General features: G+C 43.7%; 18 protein-coding genes. 8 read left to right on the forward strand and 10 right to left on the reverse strand.

The genetic code is table 11. The features are described from left to right. Positions 1 to 387 precede the first annotated feature (387 nt). The 4 genes from ACX5KA_RS19930 to dusC all read left to right on the forward strand — a co-directional run bounded on the left by ACX5KA_RS19930 (position 388) and on the right by dusC (position 2,994). On the forward strand, positions 388 to 1,293 hold the full coding sequence (locus ACX5KA_RS19930) for a M14 family metallopeptidase (protein ID WP_458732033.1): 906 nt from the start codon (positions 388 to 390) through the stop codon (positions 1,291 to 1,293). Positions 1,294 to 1,352: 59 nt separating this feature from the next. After that, positions 1,353 to 1,574 (forward strand): hypothetical protein, encoded by a 222-nt coding sequence (locus ACX5KA_RS19935; protein WP_039216303.1) that lies wholly within the window; start codon positions 1,353 to 1,355, stop codon positions 1,572 to 1,574. Beyond that, positions 1,571 to 1,759: a DUF1289 domain-containing protein gene (locus tag ACX5KA_RS19940; RefSeq protein ID WP_458732034.1), complete on the forward strand. Its 189-nt coding sequence runs from the start codon at positions 1,571 to 1,573 to the stop codon at positions 1,757 to 1,759. Before ACX5KA_RS19935 ends, ACX5KA_RS19940 begins: the two co-directional genes overlap by 4 nt. Positions 1,760 to 2,055: 296 nt before the next feature. Beyond that, complete coding sequence (gene dusC / locus ACX5KA_RS19945; protein ID WP_458732035.1) at positions 2,056 to 2,994, forward strand: tRNA dihydrouridine(16) synthase DusC; 939 nt, start codon at positions 2,056 to 2,058, stop codon at positions 2,992 to 2,994. A gap of 29 nt (positions 2,995 to 3,023) precedes the next feature. Here the strand turns inward: dusC and ACX5KA_RS19950 are convergent, their stop codons facing one another. Further along, positions 3,024 to 3,998, reverse strand: a complete 975-nt coding sequence (locus ACX5KA_RS19950) for a transposase (RefSeq protein WP_458732036.1) — start codon at positions 3,996 to 3,998, stop codon at positions 3,024 to 3,026. 514 nt (positions 3,999 to 4,512) lie between these two features. After that, on the reverse strand, positions 4,513 to 5,169 hold the full coding sequence (locus ACX5KA_RS19955) for an arylesterase (RefSeq protein WP_458732037.1): 657 nt from the start codon (positions 5,167 to 5,169) through the stop codon (positions 4,513 to 4,515). Positions 5,170 to 5,185: 16 nt separating this feature from the next. Between ACX5KA_RS19955 and ACX5KA_RS19960 the strand changes: the two genes are divergently transcribed. Together ACX5KA_RS19960 and ACX5KA_RS19965 are read left to right on the forward strand one after the other, a co-directional pair. Continuing rightward, positions 5,186 to 5,884: an ABC transporter ATP-binding protein gene (locus tag ACX5KA_RS19960; protein WP_458732038.1), complete on the forward strand. Its 699-nt coding sequence runs from the start codon at positions 5,186 to 5,188 to the stop codon at positions 5,882 to 5,884. Continuing rightward, positions 5,885 to 8,407: an ABC transporter permease gene (locus ACX5KA_RS19965; protein WP_458732039.1), complete on the forward strand. Its 2,523-nt coding sequence runs from the start codon at positions 5,885 to 5,887 to the stop codon at positions 8,405 to 8,407. Positions 8,408 to 8,757: 350 nt separating this feature from the next. On the opposite strand, the gene ACX5KA_RS19970 is transcribed toward ACX5KA_RS19965, so the two are convergent. Both ACX5KA_RS19970 and folX read right to left on the reverse strand, forming a co-directional pair. After that, complete coding sequence (locus ACX5KA_RS19970) at positions 8,758 to 9,654, reverse strand: TIGR01777 family oxidoreductase (protein ID WP_318485112.1); 897 nt, start codon at positions 9,652 to 9,654, stop codon at positions 8,758 to 8,760. 23 nt (positions 9,655 to 9,677) lie between these two features. Beyond that, a complete protein-coding gene (folX, locus tag ACX5KA_RS19975) occupies positions 9,678 to 10,046 on the reverse strand; it encodes a dihydroneopterin triphosphate 2'-epimerase (RefSeq protein ID WP_012517852.1) in 369 nt (122 codons plus the stop codon). A 73-nt stretch (positions 10,047 to 10,119) separates the two neighbouring features. Here folX and ACX5KA_RS19980 point away from each other — a divergent pair, with 73 nt between their 5' ends. Then, the gene (locus ACX5KA_RS19980) at positions 10,120 to 11,160 is read left to right on the forward strand and encodes an AI-2E family transporter (RefSeq protein ID WP_014948934.1); all 1,041 of its coding nucleotides are present in this window, start codon (positions 10,120 to 10,122) and stop codon (positions 11,158 to 11,160) included. Between the two features lie 281 nt (positions 11,161 to 11,441). Here ACX5KA_RS19980 and ACX5KA_RS19985 read toward each other — a convergent pair whose 3' ends face one another. Genes ACX5KA_RS19985 through ACX5KA_RS19995 form a run of 3 tightly spaced genes read right to left on the reverse strand, consistent with a single transcriptional unit; the run spans position 11,442 to position 13,715 of the window. Next, a complete protein-coding gene (locus tag ACX5KA_RS19985) occupies positions 11,442 to 12,773 on the reverse strand; it encodes an ATP-binding protein (protein WP_039216296.1) in 1,332 nt (443 codons plus the stop codon). Then, on the reverse strand, positions 12,770 to 13,444 hold the full coding sequence (locus ACX5KA_RS19990) for a response regulator transcription factor (protein WP_458732040.1): 675 nt from the start codon (positions 13,442 to 13,444) through the stop codon (positions 12,770 to 12,772). Before ACX5KA_RS19990 ends, ACX5KA_RS19985 begins: the two co-directional genes overlap by 4 nt. A 1-nt stretch (position 13,445) precedes the next feature. Then, positions 13,446 to 13,715, reverse strand: a complete 270-nt coding sequence (locus tag ACX5KA_RS19995; RefSeq protein WP_039216294.1) for a PepSY domain-containing protein — start codon at positions 13,713 to 13,715, stop codon at positions 13,446 to 13,448. Positions 13,716 to 14,346: 631 nt separating this feature from the next. Between ACX5KA_RS19995 and ACX5KA_RS20000 the strand changes: the two genes are divergently transcribed. Next, positions 14,347 to 14,811, forward strand: a complete 465-nt coding sequence (locus ACX5KA_RS20000; protein WP_334018649.1) for a pyridoxamine 5'-phosphate oxidase family protein — start codon at positions 14,347 to 14,349, stop codon at positions 14,809 to 14,811. Between the two features lie 280 nt (positions 14,812 to 15,091). Here ACX5KA_RS20000 and ACX5KA_RS20005 read toward each other — a convergent pair whose 3' ends face one another. From ACX5KA_RS20005 to trpB, 3 genes are read right to left on the reverse strand one after another with little or no spacing between them, the layout of a single operon-like run. Beyond that, positions 15,092 to 15,391: a YciI family protein gene (locus ACX5KA_RS20005; protein ID WP_025254698.1), complete on the reverse strand. Its 300-nt coding sequence runs from the start codon at positions 15,389 to 15,391 to the stop codon at positions 15,092 to 15,094. Between the two features lie 4 nt (positions 15,392 to 15,395). Then, on the reverse strand, positions 15,396 to 16,205 hold the full coding sequence (gene trpA, locus ACX5KA_RS20010) for a tryptophan synthase subunit alpha (protein WP_458732041.1): 810 nt from the start codon (positions 16,203 to 16,205) through the stop codon (positions 15,396 to 15,398). Then, positions 16,205 to 17,386 (reverse strand): tryptophan synthase subunit beta, encoded by a 1,182-nt coding sequence (gene trpB, locus ACX5KA_RS20015; protein ID WP_269916202.1) that lies wholly within the window; start codon positions 17,384 to 17,386, stop codon positions 16,205 to 16,207. The genes trpA and trpB overlap by 1 nt, the downstream gene beginning before the upstream one ends. Between the last annotated feature and the right edge of the window lie 5 nt (positions 17,387 to 17,391).

Genomic DNA, 17,391 nt, shown 5'->3' on the forward strand with positions numbered 1-17,391 from the left:
CAGGGGTTCGAATCCCCTAGGGGACGCCATATCGAAAAAACCAGCCATTCGGCTGGTTTTTTTGTTTCTGGCTTAAAACTTTGTGGAAACTTTGTGGACAGACACTGCAATTAAATCTATAAGCAAATAGATGCAAAGCCGTTTTAAGAAAGCTTCAGTGGACAGACACTCTTCTTTCCCTCTTTAAACCATCTACCTGGACATACACCGATCATTTTCATCGGAATTTGCAATTCTTACAAAGAGGCGTCAACGCCTTCGCGCAAGTACTTTTCAGAGGTTCAATGCGTAAAGAACTCATGTCACAACCCTTTAAGAAACTTATGTGTGATAGATACGTGAGCTTGATGAACTGTTATGATCTCTAAAATACAAAAGAGGTGATATATGCAGAATTATCCAATTGGAACTCCAGGTAAGCCATGGGGCGAAGAAGAAAAAGCCCAATGGAAAGGACGGCAGAATGCGAAAAGAAGTTATCAAGAAGAAGTCCTCAAAAAACTCTTTAAAATTATTCCTGAAGGTTTTGATTTAAAGCAGTACGGCGCACTTCCTTATGACACTGCTCGCTATCCACTATATGCTGTAATTCCAAAGAGTTTTGATGCTAATAAGCCGTCTGCACTTGTTACAGGTGGAGTTCACGGCTATGAAACCAGTGGCGTGCAGGGAGCTCTCCAGTTTATAGAAACAAAACTGTCTCAGTACGCTGAGCAACTAAACATAGTTGTTGTTCCATGTGTAAGTCCTTGGGGGTATGAGACGATAAATCGATGGAACCCGTTGGCGTTAGACCCAAATCGCTCATTTTACAAAGACTCGCCAGCTCCTGAGTCTGCTCAGCTTATGAAATTGGTGTCGGATTTAGCCTTACCTCTAACACTCCATATTGATTTACATGAAACGACGGATACGGACAACAGTGAATTTAGGCCAGCGCTAGCTGCGCGGGATGGCGTTACTCATGACAATTGGAACATTCCTGATGGTTTCTATACGGTTGCTAATACTCCCAGTCCACAAATAGAGTTTCAAAAAGCCGTTATTGAAGCGGTTAAGAAAGTAACGCATATCGCACCAGCCGATGAAAACGGAAAGATTATAGGTGCAGATGTGGTGAGTGAAGGAGTAATTTGCTACGACAAAAAAGCGTTGTATCTTTGCGGAGGTATGACAGATGCCAAATACGTTACAACTACAGAAGTTTATCCAGATAGCGATAATGCGACACCCAAAAACTGTAATGACGCTCAGGTAGCGGCGATTTGCGCTGCTCTCGATTATGTAAAATAGACGCTTGAACGTTTAGACGTCTAGATGTATATTTGAGCCTCTTTTTTAGGAGGCTCTTTGTGTTTACTTATTCTGCGGTTATCTACGACGGCAAAAAACAAAATTTGGTGAGATATGATTGTGGGACAGACACTGAGTTTTCCTCATATCTTGAGTCGCGTTTTGGTTGCCATGTTTGTCTATGGTCAAATAAAGAACTATCTGAAACTACTATGGCGGCTATTGCTGCGTCACGAGCACACAGTAAAAAAGACGGTTTAGATAAAACAGAAGTATTATGAACTTGATTTCCCCATGTGTAGCTTTGTGCAAATTAAGCGAAGACGACATTTGCATTGGGTGTAAACGTACGATTGAAGAAATCATTAATTGGCGGACATACACTGATAATCAAAAGAAGGCCGTATTCACTCGCCTTGAAAATTTAGAAAAGGAAGCCGCTACCCAGTCACAGCCTCGTAAATAGGCTAAGTGCGAACTTCTATCAAGAACTTTCTACATATGGACAGACACACAAGCTTTTCTATTCGTATAGAATTAGAAGCCTGCATCACTCCCACATGAAGTAAAGTGTCTAGAGAAAGTGTCTTGCGGACAGACACTTACTAAATTTAAACAGCTGCAATTTAAAACCACCTTAAATGCACCTTAAGTAGACAGTCACAGAAGTTGAAAAACTAAGTATCAAAGCCTGGCTGATATAAGTGCTTTTTGCTAAACTCCCGCGCCAATTTTATGTTCTATTAATCTGAGACGTTTGCAATGAAAGTAATGCTTGCCCCTATGGAGGGCGTTGTCGACCACTTAATGAGAGATATGCTCACTCGCGTGGGTGGTTTCGATCAGTGCGTTACTGAATTTGTAAGAGTGGTCGATCAAAAGTTACCAAAGAAAACGTTTTATAGACTTTGCCCTGAGCTTAACAATGGAGGCAAAACTCCGGCAGGTGTGCCTGTCCGAGTTCAATTATTAGGACAACATCCACAGTGGCTTGCAGAGAATGCACAAACAGCGATAGAGCTGGGCTCTCCTGGTGTTGACCTAAATTTTGGTTGCCCTGCCAAAACAGTTAACAAAAGTAAGGGCGGGGCGGTGTTGTTGAAAGAAACCCAAACCCTTTATGACATTGTGAAAGCTGTAAGGGATGCTGTTCCTGCAAAAATCCCAGTTTCAGCCAAAATCAGACTAGGTTTTGAAGACAAATCTTTAGCTATCGAGAATGCTATAGCTATTACTGAAGCGGGCGCTTCTGAGCTCGTTGTTCATGCGCGGACCAAAACGGAAGGATATAAACCACCGGCTTATTGGGACTGGATAGCGAAGATAAAACAACACACCGATATTCCACTTGTTGCAAATGGTGAAATTTGGAATGCTGAAGACGCTCAGCGATGTCAGAGCCAATCAGAGTGTACCAACCTTATGATTGGACGAGGTGCATTGGCAATGCCTAATTTGGCGCTGAGTATTAAAGAGGGTATAGCACCTATGCCATGGTCTGAACTGGCTGCTTTGCTGATTCAGTACTCTGGCTACGAAATTTTTGGTGATAAGGGCAAATATTACCCCAACCGAATTAAGCAATGGTGCGGCTATCTGAAAAGACAATACCCTGAAGCTGAAGTTCTGTTCAACGACATAAGGCGCCTAACGAAATCTCAGGACATTGTTGATGTGCTTGCACGCCAAGCCGATATGTAGCCAAGCATTTTTGCAATGGCGTTAGAGGTTCACGACAGATACCTTTGAGCATTTGCAACGTTTGGGCGACATGCCCTTTGGCAGCATCTGGCGAAATTCTCCATCATCTCGGGGCAACCGACAGGCCCAGTAAAAAGTGTTTCAAAATTACTAGTTACTAGCTGCCAGTTCTCATTTGTCATTCCAAGCTTACTTAGCAAGCGGTTGGGAAGCTTTGGGACTTTGCAGGTATCGTTATTACTCTCTGCATTCATCGTATCAGTGATAAGCTGCAAATAATCGGTAAATGCGAAGGGCAACGGCACGGTGTTCTTGTGGTGACTATCGCTAAAGGGCATCAAAAACTTAGGCGTTTTATTCGAGCGTTTGGCATTCAACCGATATTGGATACTAGTATGGTGAGAGTTGCTTAGCGTCGTCGCTATTTTTGCTCGAATGGGATTTAAATCGACGTAAGCCATTACACTGGCCAGTGCTTTCTCATCGAGTATAGCTTGTGACCTAAACCTTCTTTCCCAGAAATAGCCCTTACATTCATCTTCTTTGTTAGCTCTTCGAGCAATATATTCATTGAGCATACGCATAAACCAGCTGATGCTTTGAAGTCGCTCTCGATATAAAACAGATAATGATTTCAATTCAGCAAGTTCTTCTGACGTTACAGAATCAAAGTTTTCTAAATATCGCTGCACTACGGGCGGGCATTTATAAAACATCCTCCACCGAAGCAAGACCTCATCCATCGTCCAGCCTTCAGCTCTGCCTTTTGCTGTATGTAATACCACATGAATGTGATTGTGCATAACAGCGTAGGCGCATAGGTCGATGGCAAAAGCTTGAGAAAGCTTATGGAGCCTGTCTTGAATCCACTTTCTTCTATGCTCATAGTTTATGCCAGTGCGGGCATCGCGACCACAAAGGTAAGATTGCCTCACGCAGCGGGAAATGCAGTGGTAATAAGGTGTAACATCAGTATTTATTTGCTTGTAACGAGGTAGAGGCATATCCGTATCCCATAGTTATTTATTGACATTATGAGATTTACGGCGTCAATTTTAAGTGGTCTTTGGGACAGTTTTAGGGACGGTTACTTCAAATCAGAGCTCATTCATTTCTACCTCATCATGAGTATCAGTCGAAGTTGGATAAATAGAAATGAAAATCGTGGACAGACACTCGAGCTTCACAACGGATAAAATCCATCGTTGCGTCAAATAGACTAAAAGGAAAAAGGACAGATACTCTTATTTAGCGAGTGTCTGTCCCTAACAGTTTTCAATAAGAGAGAATTTAAACGTATACATCAACCCTAGAACCCACACGCCCATCGTTAGAACTTGAGGTCTGCTGTGTGCTCTGGGGCTGAGTCTCGCGACTTTCTTGCACATTACGGGGCTCAACCTGTTGAGTAGGTCGCTGAGGCGATTCTAAGACAGTGGAAACGGGAGACGAATTAACAGAAGAAGCGTCCATAAACAAACCTCGCATTTAACAAATCACTCAATAAGATTAGCACAATTATTGAGCGCCAAGAATTAAACTTCTTAAGTGTCTGTCCATAAAACTAGCGATCAAAGGCTGCGCCTCAGCATTTGGATGAATACCATCGTTTTGCATTAAGTCCTTATTTAGCGCTATTTCTTCAAGGAAAAAGGGGATTTTTTGCACGTCCTGAGCTTCCGCTACTTTATTGAAGTTTTGTGTAAACATTTGCGTATAGCGCTTACCGTAATTAGAAGGAATCTGCATTTCTTGTAGAAACACTACGGCATTACTCTCCTTTGCAACGGTTACCAGAGAGTCTAAATTATCCTTAATCTTACCGATATTGTGCCCTTGAAGGCCGTCATTACCACCCAGTTCAATCAATACATGGGTAGGATTGTGTTGCTCTAATAAACGAGGAAATCGCGCTAAACCACCGTCAGTGGTCTCTCCGCTTACCGCAGCATTTACAATATCAATCGGAATGTTGTCGTCTTGCCACATCTTTTGTAACAAACTGACCCAACCCTCATGTTGCTGTAATCCATAAGCCGCGGATAAACTGTCACCTAAGATAAGTAAAACCGCATTTTCGCTTGTGTCGCTCTGCTCAGCTTGATCTGATAGCGCTTGAAAGGGTATTAAAAGAATAAGTAAAAAAGCGAACAAATAACGAAATTTAACAAACACGAATTGATGACCTCTTATGATAAAAGCTAATGCTGTAACCAAAGTAGTGGATACGAGTGAAGGTTCACTGCAGATCCTTCGTTCTATTTCTTTTGAAGTCAAGTCTGGTGAGTCCGTTGCCATTATTGGCGCGTCAGGCTCGGGTAAGTCAACCCTTTTGGGCTTGTTGGCAGGGCTTGACCAAGTTACAGAAGGGGAAATTTTCTTAGACGGTGAAGCACTTCACAGCATGAATGAAGAAGAGCGCGCGATTTTAAGAGGAAATAAAGTAGGCTTTATTTTTCAGAGCTTTATGTTAGTTCAAAGCTTAACTGCCTTAGAAAATGTGATGCTACCTGCAGAAATTGCAGGGCTTGATAACCCGAAAGCACTAGCTTTGGATATTCTAGAGCAAGTTGGTTTAAAACATCGCGCACATCATTTTCCTAACCAGTTATCGGGGGGCGAGCAACAGCGCGTTGCCATAGCGCGAGCATTTATTACCTCTCCCAAAATACTTTTCGCCGATGAGCCTACCGGCAACCTAGACGCCAAAAACAGTGAAAAAATCGAAACGCTGTTGTTCGAGATGAATAGAGAAAAAGGCACAACTCTCGTACTCGTAACTCATGATAACGAGCTTGCGGAACATTGTGACAGGCAACTCACTATGAATGCTGGCGAATTAGTTGAAACAACTGGCGCGAACACAATGAATAAGAAAGAGGCGGTTTAGATGTCGACGTCTTTTAATTTAGCTTGGCGGCTTTTCAAGCATGAGGCTAGACGTGGTGAACTGACCATCATATTGCTGGCTATTGTGCTATCTGTGGCCGCGGTGTTGTCGCTGTCTCTTTTCAGTGAGCGTTTACAAGGCGCACTAAAGTCTCGGTCTGCGGCTTTCATTGCAGCAGATGCTCAACTTCGCTCAGACGACCCTATAAACGAAGAGTGGTTGGCTAGAGCCCAAGAAGAGGGCCTTGAGACGGCAAAGCAGGTGGCAACACGCTCAATGGTGTTTAAAGGCAACGAGATGTCGCTTGTTGATTTGCGAGCTGTGAATGAAGCTTATCCACTGAAAGGGACAGTCAATATTACTGACCAGCCGTTCGGGGAAAAACGTGCTACCGCAGGGTTACCACAATCTGGCGAAGCATGGGTACAGTCTAGACTTTTTCAAAGTTTAGGGCTTTCTATTGGCGATAGTATCGAAATTGGTGATGGAACTTTTACCGTCACCCATGTGCTGGTAGATATTCCAGATGCTGGTTTTAGCGTGTTTAATACTGACCCTATTGCGCTGATTAACTTAGATGACTTGGAAAAAACTGCGATAACCGGGCCAGGAAGTCGCGCTCGTTATGTGGGCTTTTTTGCCGGTGATGCGGGTGATATAGAAAGTTTCAATACCTGGTTATTGCCCCAATTAAATGACGACTTACACTCGTGGCGGACAGTCGAAGATGACGAGTCAGCGATAGGGCGTTCTGTCGCAAGTGCTGAGCGCTATTTTCTGTTAGCAAGCTTGTTAGCAATTGTACTAGCAGCAGTTTCCATTGCCGTTGCTGCTCAGCGTTATGCTCAACGTCACTTTGACCCTGTGGCAATAATGAAGACCTTGGGGGCAACAAGCAGCACCATTCGGAAAGTCTATTTGTTCCAGATTTTATTCATTACTGGGCTTGGTATATTTATCGGCCTCGTTATTGGTTTTATCGGTCAGCAAGTGGTGGTTTCACTAGTAGCGGATAGGGTGGATGTATCTCTTGATGTGTGGCATTGGCGACCACTTTTAATCGCCGTTGCTACAGGCGCTACGTGTGCATTGCTTTTTTCCTTATATCCGCTTTTGCAGCTTTTTTCAGTTCCCCCGCTTCGCGTATTAAGAAAGGACATATCAGCGAATTTACGTTCCAGAAGCATTCAGTTCGTGGCTTCCGGTGGTGCAATATTCTTACTGATGTGGATGTATAGCCGTGATTTAAAAATTAGCGCAATTCTTTTCGTTTCTGGCGCTGCGCTGGTTCTTGGACTGCTTGGCGCTACATACATCTTGATTGCTGTGGGACGCAAGTTGGGCAGTGGAAGAATGGGGGCGTGGCAGTTGGCATGGGCACGTATTAAGCGACGTGCAATGGACAACAGCGTGCAGCTTATTAGCTTCTCCGTCACCATTATGTTGCTTTTAGTGGTGCTGGTAATGCGTAACGATATGGTTTCGCAATGGCGCTCGCAATTGCCCGAAGGTACACCAAATTACTTCTTAATTAACATTACGCCGGATATTCAACCCGAGTTGGACAGACACTTCGCTGACAACGGGGTAGATATCGAAGAGTTTTATCCTGTCATCCGAGGTCGATTTGTTTCGGTAAATGGAGAAGGGGTAAACACCGAGGTTTCTAAAGAAGATGAGCCGAATCGAGAAGGCCGAAGAGGTTTAGGCAGAGAAGCGAACCTAACTTGGAGTAATACGCTTCAAAAAGAAAACGAGGTTATTGATGGGAACTGGCACGGCGATGAGGATAAACAATACAGCGAAGGATGGTTCCCGGTTTCCGTTGAAGAAGGCGTTGCAGAAAGGTTGAACATTAAGATGGGCGATCGGCTTACTTTCAATGTGGGCAGCGAGATTGTCGAAACGAAAGTAACCAGTATCCGTACGGTGAATTGGCAAACCATGCAGCCCAACTTCTTCTTCGTCATTCACCCCGAGGCGATGGCTGCATTTAGCCCAACTTATATTACTAGTTTTTACCTTCCTACCGAGAGAAAGGCTGAGTTAACCAACCTACTTAAGCCGTTTGCATCAATAACTATGTTCGACGTTGATGCTCGAATTAATCAATTGAGAGAAATTGTTGATCAGGTGTCTGTTGCCGTTGAATTTATTTTGGTGCTGGTATTGTTAGCGGGCAGTCTGGTATTGATTGCTCAAGTACAGGCGAGCATGGATGAACGCAGACAGGAAATAGCCATACTTCGAACGCTCGGTGCAAAGGGGGCGTTGATAAGAAAAAGTGTAATTTTTGAGTTTGTTATTATCGGTGTGGTAGCAGGCTTTATGGCAGCAATGGCCAATGAGTTAAGCCTTTATTTACTCCAAACTTCCGTATTTCAAATGGAAGCAAGCTTACACCCAGAATACTGGGCAATAGCGCCAAGTGTTGGCGCTATCGTTGTAGGCATATTAGGTGCGTTTGGATGCTGGCGTTTGCTTACACTTAATACCAGTCAGATGCTGCGGAATATGGTTTAAGTATTGTTGCGTTAGTTTAAAGTGCACTTTAATACAAAACGAATACAAAACGAATACAAAACGGACAGACACTCGGTTAAGTGCCGTTTAGATTAAGGGCAGTGGACAGTCACTCAATTCAAATGAGTGTCTGTCCACTGTGCATTTCACAGCAAAGTTCACTAATTACAAAAGAATGGTTTTCGCGAAGAGTTTGAGAAGTGCTCTGGTTTGAGAGTGGATAGAAGTTTTTGAGGTCTGTGACTAAGCAGCATGCCTCGCGATAATGTTGTGCAATAAATGTGGACACACACTTGCTCAGCAATTCAAGTGACTGTCCACAAGGCACATAACGAATTTCAGTAATTCAACTATGCGCGATATATTTCTCTTAGCGCCTCGTCGATAGAAGGGAAGTCAAAACTGAAACCGGCGGTAGTGAGCTTTTGAGGAATGACTCTTTGCCCTTCAAGTATCATCGTCGATGATTCGCCCATGGCTACTTTCATAACAAAGCCCGGGACATTGAACAGGCAAGGTCGGTTAAGTGATTTTGCGAGCGCTTTAGAGAACATCTTGTTCGTGACAGGCTCCGGTGCCGTTAAGTTAAATGCACCAGAACATGCACTATTCTCGAGCAAGAACGAGATAGCACGCACCATATCTTGTAAGTGGATCCAGGCCAAATATTGACTACCACTCCCAAGTGTACCTCCGGCTCCCAATTTAAACGGTAGTGCCATTTTCCCTAACGCTCCGCCTTTTTCGGTGAGAACTACACCAGTTCGAAGCGTTACGACACGTGTCTTAGCTTGATCTACACTTTGGGCAATAGTCTCCCATTTAGCGCACAGTTCATGGGTGAACTCGTTATGAGGAGGAGTTTCTTCAGTTACAAGCTTGTCTCCTTGATTGCCGTAGTAACCAATCGCGGAGCCCGATAAGAAAACAGGCGGAGGCGCATCACAACTATTTATTTTTGAGACTAGCTCAGAAGTGATGTCCCAGCGGCTATTGCAAATTATTTTCTTTTGAGTGTCTGTCCAGCGCTTATCGGCGATAGGCTCACCAGCTAAATTAATTACTGCGTCGAAACTTTCAAAATTCTCTATCGAAGAAACGTTCTCTACGATTTTGACGTTATCCCCCAATTTGCTCTTTGCTTTTGTAAAGTCGCGAGAAATCACCGTAAATTCATGTTCTCGAGAATATTGACGAATAAATTCGCTTCCTATCAGCCCTGTTCCACCGGTCAAAAGAATGTTCACAATTAGCTCCTCGAGGTATGACCTTATCCCGTCTTATTGCAAGATAGTGTCAGGGACACGGAATCAGAAAATCTAAGGGCATGTGGCTTATCGACCTCAACCTCAGCGTAGCGCACCGAAGAATGTTCTGCGGCAATGCTTAGCACATCGGCGGTAAGTTTTTCCAGAAGAGAAAAACGGTTGTCTTCTACAAGCTTGATGATTGCCTTTGTAATCGTTTTATAGTTAAGCGCATCACTCATATCGTCGGTGTTCGTCGCTTTTTCAGCGTCGTAATCAATTTTCACGTTAACAACAACGTCCTGCTTGTTTTTTATTTCATCTTCATTGATGCCGATGTATGTGCGTAGTCTTAAGTTTTTAATTTTAATAGTGGCAAGATTAAAGTTCATTGAAGTCTCTTGTTTGTAGTTGTTTATAAGTCGTTGTAAAGTGTTGTCGTTTCAGTCAGGAATGTAGCACAAAATGTCAATGGAACTACGCTCGCCAACAGCAAAAATTCTAATCGTTTTAGCATGTTTAGTAGTGGTAATGGCTGGTATTAAAGCCGCCAGTACGATCATGGTACCGTTTTTTCTCTCTATTTTTATAGCGATCGCGTGTAGCCCAATAATACGTTGGACTTCGAAATTTGGCGTGCCTAAATGGCTCTCTATAACTTTTGTTATACTGCTTATCGTTGTTTTTGGTTTTCTTTTAGCTGGCTTAGTTGGCCAGTCTATGACCGAGTTTCGAGAAAATTTGCCAGAATATAGAAGTAAGCTTGATACAGAGTTTGCCTGGGTTGTGTCCAAATTGGCTGAATTTAATATTCACATCAATAGAGAGTTAATCGCTTCGCACCTTGATCCAGCAACGGCTATGTCTGTAGCAACAAATTTCATTAGCGGAATGGGCGGCGTACTTTCAAACCTTTTCCTTATTCTTCTTACTGTCATTTTCATGCTTTTTGAAGCAGACAGTATTCCCCGCCGGTTACATATTGCCCTTGCCGATCCTGGAATGAAACTAAAGCATATCGACAGATTTATTCGTTCTGTGAACAGTTACTTAGCGATAAAAACTGTGGTCAGTTTAGGGACAGGTTTGATTATTGGTATTTGGCTGTATGTGATGGGAGTAGATCATTTCATGCTTTGGGCTGTGTTGGCGTTTATGCTCAACTTTATTCCTAACATTGGCTCAATTATCGCTGCTGTGCCCGCAGTGTTGATAGCCTTTGTTCAACTTGGGCCTGCCTCAGCAGGTTTTGCAGCGCTTGGCTTTGTGCTTGTTAATACCATCATGGGTAATATGGTGGAACCTCGATTGATGGGTAAGGGCATGGGGCTCTCTACGCTCGTGGTATTCCTTTCGTTAATATTTTGGGGGTGGCTGCTAGGCACCGTTGGAATGTTGCTCTCAGTTCCGTTAACCATGGTGGTAAAAATAGCATTAGAGTCTCGCGAAGAGAGCAAGTGGCTTGCTGTGCTGTTATCGAGTGAAGGTGAGAAGTCTGCGTCGTAACTTAGTGGAAGTAGAAAGTGGACAGACACTTGTTTGTGAAAGTCGATAGTGGACAGACACTCAATCGATTTAAAAAAATCTCTCATTGGTCTCTAGCTAAACAGTCAATTGAGAATGTGTCTGTCTGCCCCAAACTTTTGGGCAAGATTAAGTGTGTGTCCACTTTCCATACGCACCAAATTTTTGTAGGAACTCAAGTGTCTGTCCACTTTCATACTTGAGCAATTGAAAGCTCAAGGATTTAACGGTCATACACAAACTTCGTTGTACTTTTTAAAGCACTATTCGTGATTGGGAAATTGAATAACGATACGAGCACCGCCAAGCGAACTGTCCTCGATGAGCATTCTACCTTCGTAGATTGAAACTAAATCGGCCGCCAACGCCATGCCTATTCCATGGCCTTCTGTATAGGTATCAAGTCGAGTTCCTCGCTCTAACAAAAGCACTTTTTTGTCGTCAGGAATACCAGGGCCGTCGTCTTCTACTTTAATTGTTAGCCAACCAGCACGCTTCGACGCTGATACGATAATTCTATTGGTCGCTGCTTTGCATGCATTGTCTAGAAGGTTGCCACATAGTTCCATGAAGTCGGTCTCGTCTCCTTTAAACTGAGTATCCTCATCCAGTTCAAACTCTATAGTAAGGGCTTTATCTTGGTAGACCTTGTCCATTGCATCGGCAAGCTTGTGCAAAATGGGTAATATATAGATAGCTTGTTGCCAGCCAGATTTTCCAGCACTCGCTCTTTTCAGCTGGCGTTTAATGATTCGGTCAATTTGCTGTAATGCTTCGTTTACCTCAGTAGGTAAATCGCTAGTGCCCGATGCTACTGCCAAAGGCGTCTTCAAACTATGTGCTAAGTCTCCTAAACTGTTTTTATATCTCGCCCTTTGGGCGGCCTCAGTTTGAAGCAAACCATTAATGGATTGTTTTAAGGAATCGAATTCAACGGGATAGCGTGATTCTAACTGGCGTTTATGTCCACTTGAGGCTTGTGAAATTTCGTCAATTAACTTCCTAACAGGAAGAAGTACTAGGCTAATCCCGATAATAATAAAAATTAGGAGCGCTATACAGAGCGTGAAAATCCACTGCCACGTCGTGTCTAAGAATGTATTCCGCTCTGCTTCAAAAAGTGCTTTATTGTTAAATATATAAAAACGAACAGGCTCGAAGTCTCTACTTGAAGCAAATTCCGCAGTAAAGGCGTATACAAAAAACTCGGAATCTTCTTCAAACTTAGGTGTATGAGAATCCAAAAATAACTCGTTACCGACTGCAACGTCTATCTCAGGTGGTGCAAAGGTATATTCAAGAGCTGAGGCTGACTGCCAAATTACTTCGTCTCGAAACACAATCATGCCAAGATAACCTGATCCCGGAAGGTTTAACTGCTCTTCGTATAAAATTTCAGGCATATAGGGCAGGTCGCCATCTAACTCGAAAGCCGATAACAGACCTAAGTTCATCAACCTAAGCTCACTCATCTTGGCTTGCGTAAGGCTATCAGTATATGCCTCGTCTAAAATGACAACAGTAAAGGGCGCAAATAACGCTAGAAGAACAATCGCTAGAAAGATACTCCGAAGACGTAGCGACAATTGCCTCATAAACTTCTATTTACCCTATAGCCTCTACCTCGAAGAGTTTCGATTGGCTTTAACTCACCGGTCGGGTCCAGCTTTTTCCGCAGTCTTCCCACGAAAACCTCAATAACATTACTATCTAAATCAAAATCTTGGTCATAAATGTGCTCGGTTAGCTCTGTTTTTGAGATGACCTTTTGCGGGTTAAGCATAAGGTACTCCATGACTTTGTATTCGTAAGCTGTTAGATCCAGAGCTTGACCGTTTAACGATAGTTCTTCACTAACGGTATCCAGCGAGATAGGGCCGAACTGAATGGTTGGGTTCGCTTGTCCTGAAGCTCGTCGAATTAGTGCTTTTGTTCGAGCAAGTAACTCTTCGTTATGAAAGGGTTTGGTAAGGTAGTCATCGGCTCCGGCATCAAGGCCTTCTACTTTCTCTTGCCACCTATCTCTGGCAGTTAAAATGAGTATAGGGCAGGAAATATCAGCTTGACGGGCTTTTCGTATAACCTCAAATCCGTCTAGCTTTGGCATGCCGATGTCGACGATAGCCAAGTCATAGCTATATTCTCTAATGAGAAAAAGCGCGTGCTCACCATTATCTGCGAGGTCTACGCTATAGCCATTTTGCTGAAGGAACGCATCAAGTTGGGTTAATAATCTGCTATCGTCTTCGGCTACGAGGATACGCATGTTAATCCTTATCTTTATTTGTTTTTACCTTGCCTGAGCGTTTGTCTACGTCTACTGATACTACTCGCCCTGACTTTTTAAGTACTTTTACCCGGTAGTTTTTTGAGGTCTGTTCAACTTTTAAGACGCGTCCATTTACAGCAACGCGAGCACGATCAGCAGCTTCGCTTTTTGATATATCGCCGCCAGAGTCTTGAAACGCCAAAGCTGGCGCTGTGTTAGACAAAGCTAACACTAAACAAACTACTGCAACACGAAGCGATAATTTCATACAACCTCACAATTATTATCCCACTCAGGCCAAACTACAGATAAGTATAACTTGGTTAACTGAACCCATTCTGAACTAGGTTTAGTCTACCTTGCGGAGCAAAAGCTGTATATAAGCCTTAAGTAAATGGCATTTACGAAAGAGCAAATATTGTGGACAGACACTTAGTTGCTAAGAGGCCGGAAGTCAAAATGAGAGTGTCTGTCCACAAGTCTATTTCTAAGCTTCAAAGTGACGCATATATTTAAGTGCTCTAGTTAGTAAGTCATATTGAGTAATCTTTACTCCTACTTTGAAAAAGTGTCTGTCCACTTTGTTGATTGTTATTAAGGGGGACCAATGTTTATTGTGCAAACGAGTGACTGTCCACGGTTTTTGTAAATTAGTTCTCAACGCTCATATGGATGTATGAGTGTGTGTCCAAAGCTGTACCTAACTAGTGTGTAGTGAAGAGCTTACGTTTCTCAATAACTCTTTTGGCAGCTGTGCGGGATGATATTGACTTTTTTGGCATGCCACGTGCGAGGCATAAGCTTCAGATGAATCAATAAAATGAAAATAAGGTGTTTTGTTCAACTGTTCCATTCAATAGTAACGTCGGACAGACACTTATTTTCAACAAGGAGGAGCTATGTCTAGCGATATTAAGAAAACAATGTGGAAAGCAATGTCAGATAGTCCAAAAGTAATGGTAAGTCTGGTAGGCGAGGATATGCATGCCGAGCCTATGTACGCCCAACTTGATAAAGACGCTGATAGCGAGTTTTGGTTTTACACTAGTCGAGACAACCGCATTGCTAAAGGTGGAAAAGCCATGGTTCATTTTGCATCTAAAGGTCATGATGTATTTGCTTGTATCCGAGGCAACCTCACTGTTGAATCACGTAAAGAGGTGATTGATAAATACTGGTCTAATCCAGTAGAAGCCTGGTTCGAGAAAGGTAAAGATGATCCTTCTTTATTAATGCTTCGCTTTGAACTTATAGATGCAGAAGTGTGGGATGCAGATCCTTCGCTAAAAGGCATGTTTAAAATGCTCACTGGTAAAACGGTAAAGCCAGAAGAGATGGGTGAACACGAGAAGGTCGAACTTTAAACGCAGCATTTTGGGACAATTTTATGGCGAAGCTTGGAGGCGTTAGGAGACTTACTCAGAGGAGCGAGTGTCTGTCCACAAGGGATTGCACAATCAACGCACACAATGAGCTTCGATATGTCGGTTAGTGAACGAGTGTCTGTCCACAATCAACGCAAGTTCACTTCATCACAGTCAATCAAACAAAAAAGCCCCTAAAAACCAGAGTAATCTGGCTTTCAGGGGCTTTCGCTTAAGTAAATATGTATTGCTAACTAATATTAGAAGTTAGCTTAAAAAGTTAAGGCAAAACCTTTTTGTAAGGTTTAACTACAACACTTTCATAAACACCAGCTTCGATGTACGGGTCGGCTTCTGCCCATGCTTGAGCAGCTTCTAGTGAATCAAACTCTGCTACTACTAGCGAACCAGTAAATCCGGCTGGACCAGGATCTGGGCTATCTACAGCAGGGAAGGGGCCTGCCATAACTAAACGGCCCGCATCTTTTAATGCATTCAAACGTTCAAGGTGAGCAGGTCGCGCCGCTAGGCGTTTTTCTAGACTGTCCGCCACATCGGTTGCACAAATCATATATAGCATACGTTTATCCTTTTGCCGTAGCTGCTTTCATGTTTTCAACAAAGCTGCCGAGCTCGCTTAGCATTTTGTGACTGTCCGATAAATTGGCTGCGATAATATTCACTGTCGCCGAGCCTGAAATTGCGCCAGCGGCACCTGCGTCAATAGCAGATTTAACCTGTTCCGGTGTAGAAATACCAAAGCCTAACAATGCTGGCGCTGCTTTGTGTTTGTTCAAGCGCTCAATAAGCTCTGAAGCAGGCACGTTTGCGGCAGTTTCTGCGCCAGTAACGCCCGCACGACCCAGCAAATACGTGTAACCTTTCGAGTATTCCCCGATTTTTTCCATGGTTTCATCAGTAGCATTAGGTGGTGCAATCAGAATTTGTGAAATGCCAGTGGCTTCGGCTGCTTTTTGGAAAGGTGCTGCTTCGCGAATAGGAACGTCTGCAACCAAAATTGAATCAACGCCCGCGTCTTGCGCTTTGGCGTAAAAGTTTTCGATGCCTTGTGCCATTACTAAGTTGCTGTAAAGTAATAAGCCGATAGGCACATTAGGATATTTTGCGCGAACACGTGAAATAACGCCCAAGCAATCTGCTACCGTCACCTTATTACTTAATGCGCGAATGGCTGAAGCTTGGATTGTGGGGCCGTCGGCGATGGGGTCAGAGTAAGGTATACCTAACTCAAGTGCGTCAGCACCGCTTTCTACTAGCTGGCAAATAATGGCTTCAGATTGCGCTAAATCGGGGTCACCTACCATTACGAAAGGTACGAAAGCGCCTTGGTTCTTTTCATCAAGGCCGGCAAACATCTGTGCATATCTATCCATTATAAATCGTCCCCTAAAATGTTGATAACGTGCGCTAAATCTTTGTCGCCACGACCTGATAAGTTAACTACGATGATGGTTTCTTCTTCCGCTTCATCTGCCATATTAAGCGCGTGCGCTAAGGCATGCGACGATTCAAGGGCAGGAATAATACCTTCTTTTCTTGCAAGCAATTGGAATGCGTTCAGCGCTTCTTCGTCGGTGGCGGCGACGTATTCCGCTCGGCCAATGTCGTGAAGATAAGCATGCTGAGGGCCAACAGCAGGGTAGTCGAGACCAGCAGATACTGAGTAGCTCTCTTCGATCTGGCCTTCTTGGTCTTGCATGATGAAGGTGTAAGCGCCGTGAAGAATACCTTTTGTACCCGTCACGATAGTAGCGCCGTGCTCTTTGGTGTGCACACCTTTACCCGCAGGCTCAACGCCCACTAAGCGTACAGATGGCTCATCAATAAAGTCTGCAAACATACCGATAGCATTTGAGCCCCCGCCCACACATGCTACTACGGCGTCAGGTAAGCGACCTTCTTTTTCCATAATTTGTGCACGAGTTTCTTCACCAATCATACGGTGATATTCACGAACAATAGTCGGGAACGGGTGTGGGCCCGCGGCTGTGCCTAACAAATAGTGCGCTTTATCATAGTTTGCCGACCAGTCGCGCATGGCTTCGTTTACGGCATCTTTAAGCGTACCAGAACCGGCATTCACAGGAATAACTTCTGCGCCCATCAGCTTCATACGGAACACGTTTGGCGCTTGACGTTCAACGTCTTTCGCACCCATATAAATACGCGCTTTAAGCCCCAACAACGCACATGCTAACGCGGTTGCAACACCGTGCTGACCTGCGCCTGTTTCGGCGATCACTTCTTTTTTACCCATTCGCTTAGTCAGCAGCGCTTGGCCTAACACCTGGTTAGTTTTGTGTGCACCACCGTGTAGTAGGTCTTCACGCTTTAGGTATAATTTTACCTTTGGGTTACTTACCAGATTGCGAGTTAACGTCATTGATGTGGGGCGACCGGCATAGTCTTTTAACAGAGATAAAAACTCTTCGTTAAATGTCGGGTCGTCCTTGGCATCCAAAAATGCTTTTTCCAGTTGGTCTAGTGCTGGAATAAGTAGCTCGGGCACGTACATGCCACCAAATTCACCAAATTTTGTATCTAACTGGTTCATTACGT

This window comes from Alteromonas alvinellae (assembly GCF_902705805.1).

Excerpts from the sequence above, each read along its gene's own strand:
- ACX5KA_RS19930 (WP_458732033.1), top strand. The coding sequence starts at position 388 with ATGCAGAATTATCCAATTGGAACTCCAGGTAAGCCATGGGGCGAAGAA.
- ACX5KA_RS19940 (WP_458732034.1), top strand. The coding sequence starts at position 1,571 with ATGAACTTGATTTCCCCATGTGTAGCTTTGTGCAAATTAAGCGAAGAC.
- dusC (WP_458732035.1), top strand. The coding sequence starts at position 2,056 with ATGAAAGTAATGCTTGCCCCTATGGAGGGCGTTGTCGACCACTTAATG.
- ACX5KA_RS19950 (WP_458732036.1), bottom strand. The coding sequence starts at position 3,998 with ATGCCTCTACCTCGTTACAAGCAAATAAATACTGATGTTACACCTTAT.
- ACX5KA_RS19960 (WP_458732038.1), top strand. The coding sequence starts at position 5,186 with ATGATAAAAGCTAATGCTGTAACCAAAGTAGTGGATACGAGTGAAGGT.
- ACX5KA_RS19965 (WP_458732039.1), top strand. The coding sequence starts at position 5,885 with ATGTCGACGTCTTTTAATTTAGCTTGGCGGCTTTTCAAGCATGAGGCT.
- folX (WP_012517852.1), bottom strand. The coding sequence starts at position 10,046 with ATGAACTTTAATCTTGCCACTATTAAAATTAAAAACTTAAGACTACGC.
- ACX5KA_RS19980 (WP_014948934.1), top strand. The coding sequence starts at position 10,120 with ATGTCAATGGAACTACGCTCGCCAACAGCAAAAATTCTAATCGTTTTA.
- ACX5KA_RS19985 (WP_039216296.1), bottom strand. The coding sequence starts at position 12,773 with ATGAGGCAATTGTCGCTACGTCTTCGGAGTATCTTTCTAGCGATTGTT.
- ACX5KA_RS19990 (WP_458732040.1), bottom strand. The coding sequence starts at position 13,444 with ATGCGTATCCTCGTAGCCGAAGACGATAGCAGATTATTAACCCAACTT.
- ACX5KA_RS19995 (WP_039216294.1), bottom strand. The coding sequence starts at position 13,715 with ATGAAATTATCGCTTCGTGTTGCAGTAGTTTGTTTAGTGTTAGCTTTG.
- ACX5KA_RS20000 (WP_334018649.1), top strand. The coding sequence starts at position 14,347 with ATGTCTAGCGATATTAAGAAAACAATGTGGAAAGCAATGTCAGATAGT.
- ACX5KA_RS20005 (WP_025254698.1), bottom strand. The coding sequence starts at position 15,391 with ATGCTATATATGATTTGTGCAACCGATGTGGCGGACAGTCTAGAAAAA.
- trpA (WP_458732041.1), bottom strand. The coding sequence starts at position 16,205 with ATGGATAGATATGCACAGATGTTTGCCGGCCTTGATGAAAAGAACCAA.
- trpB (WP_269916202.1), bottom strand. The coding sequence starts at position 17,386 with ATGAACCAGTTAGATACAAAATTTGGTGAATTTGGTGGCATGTACGTG.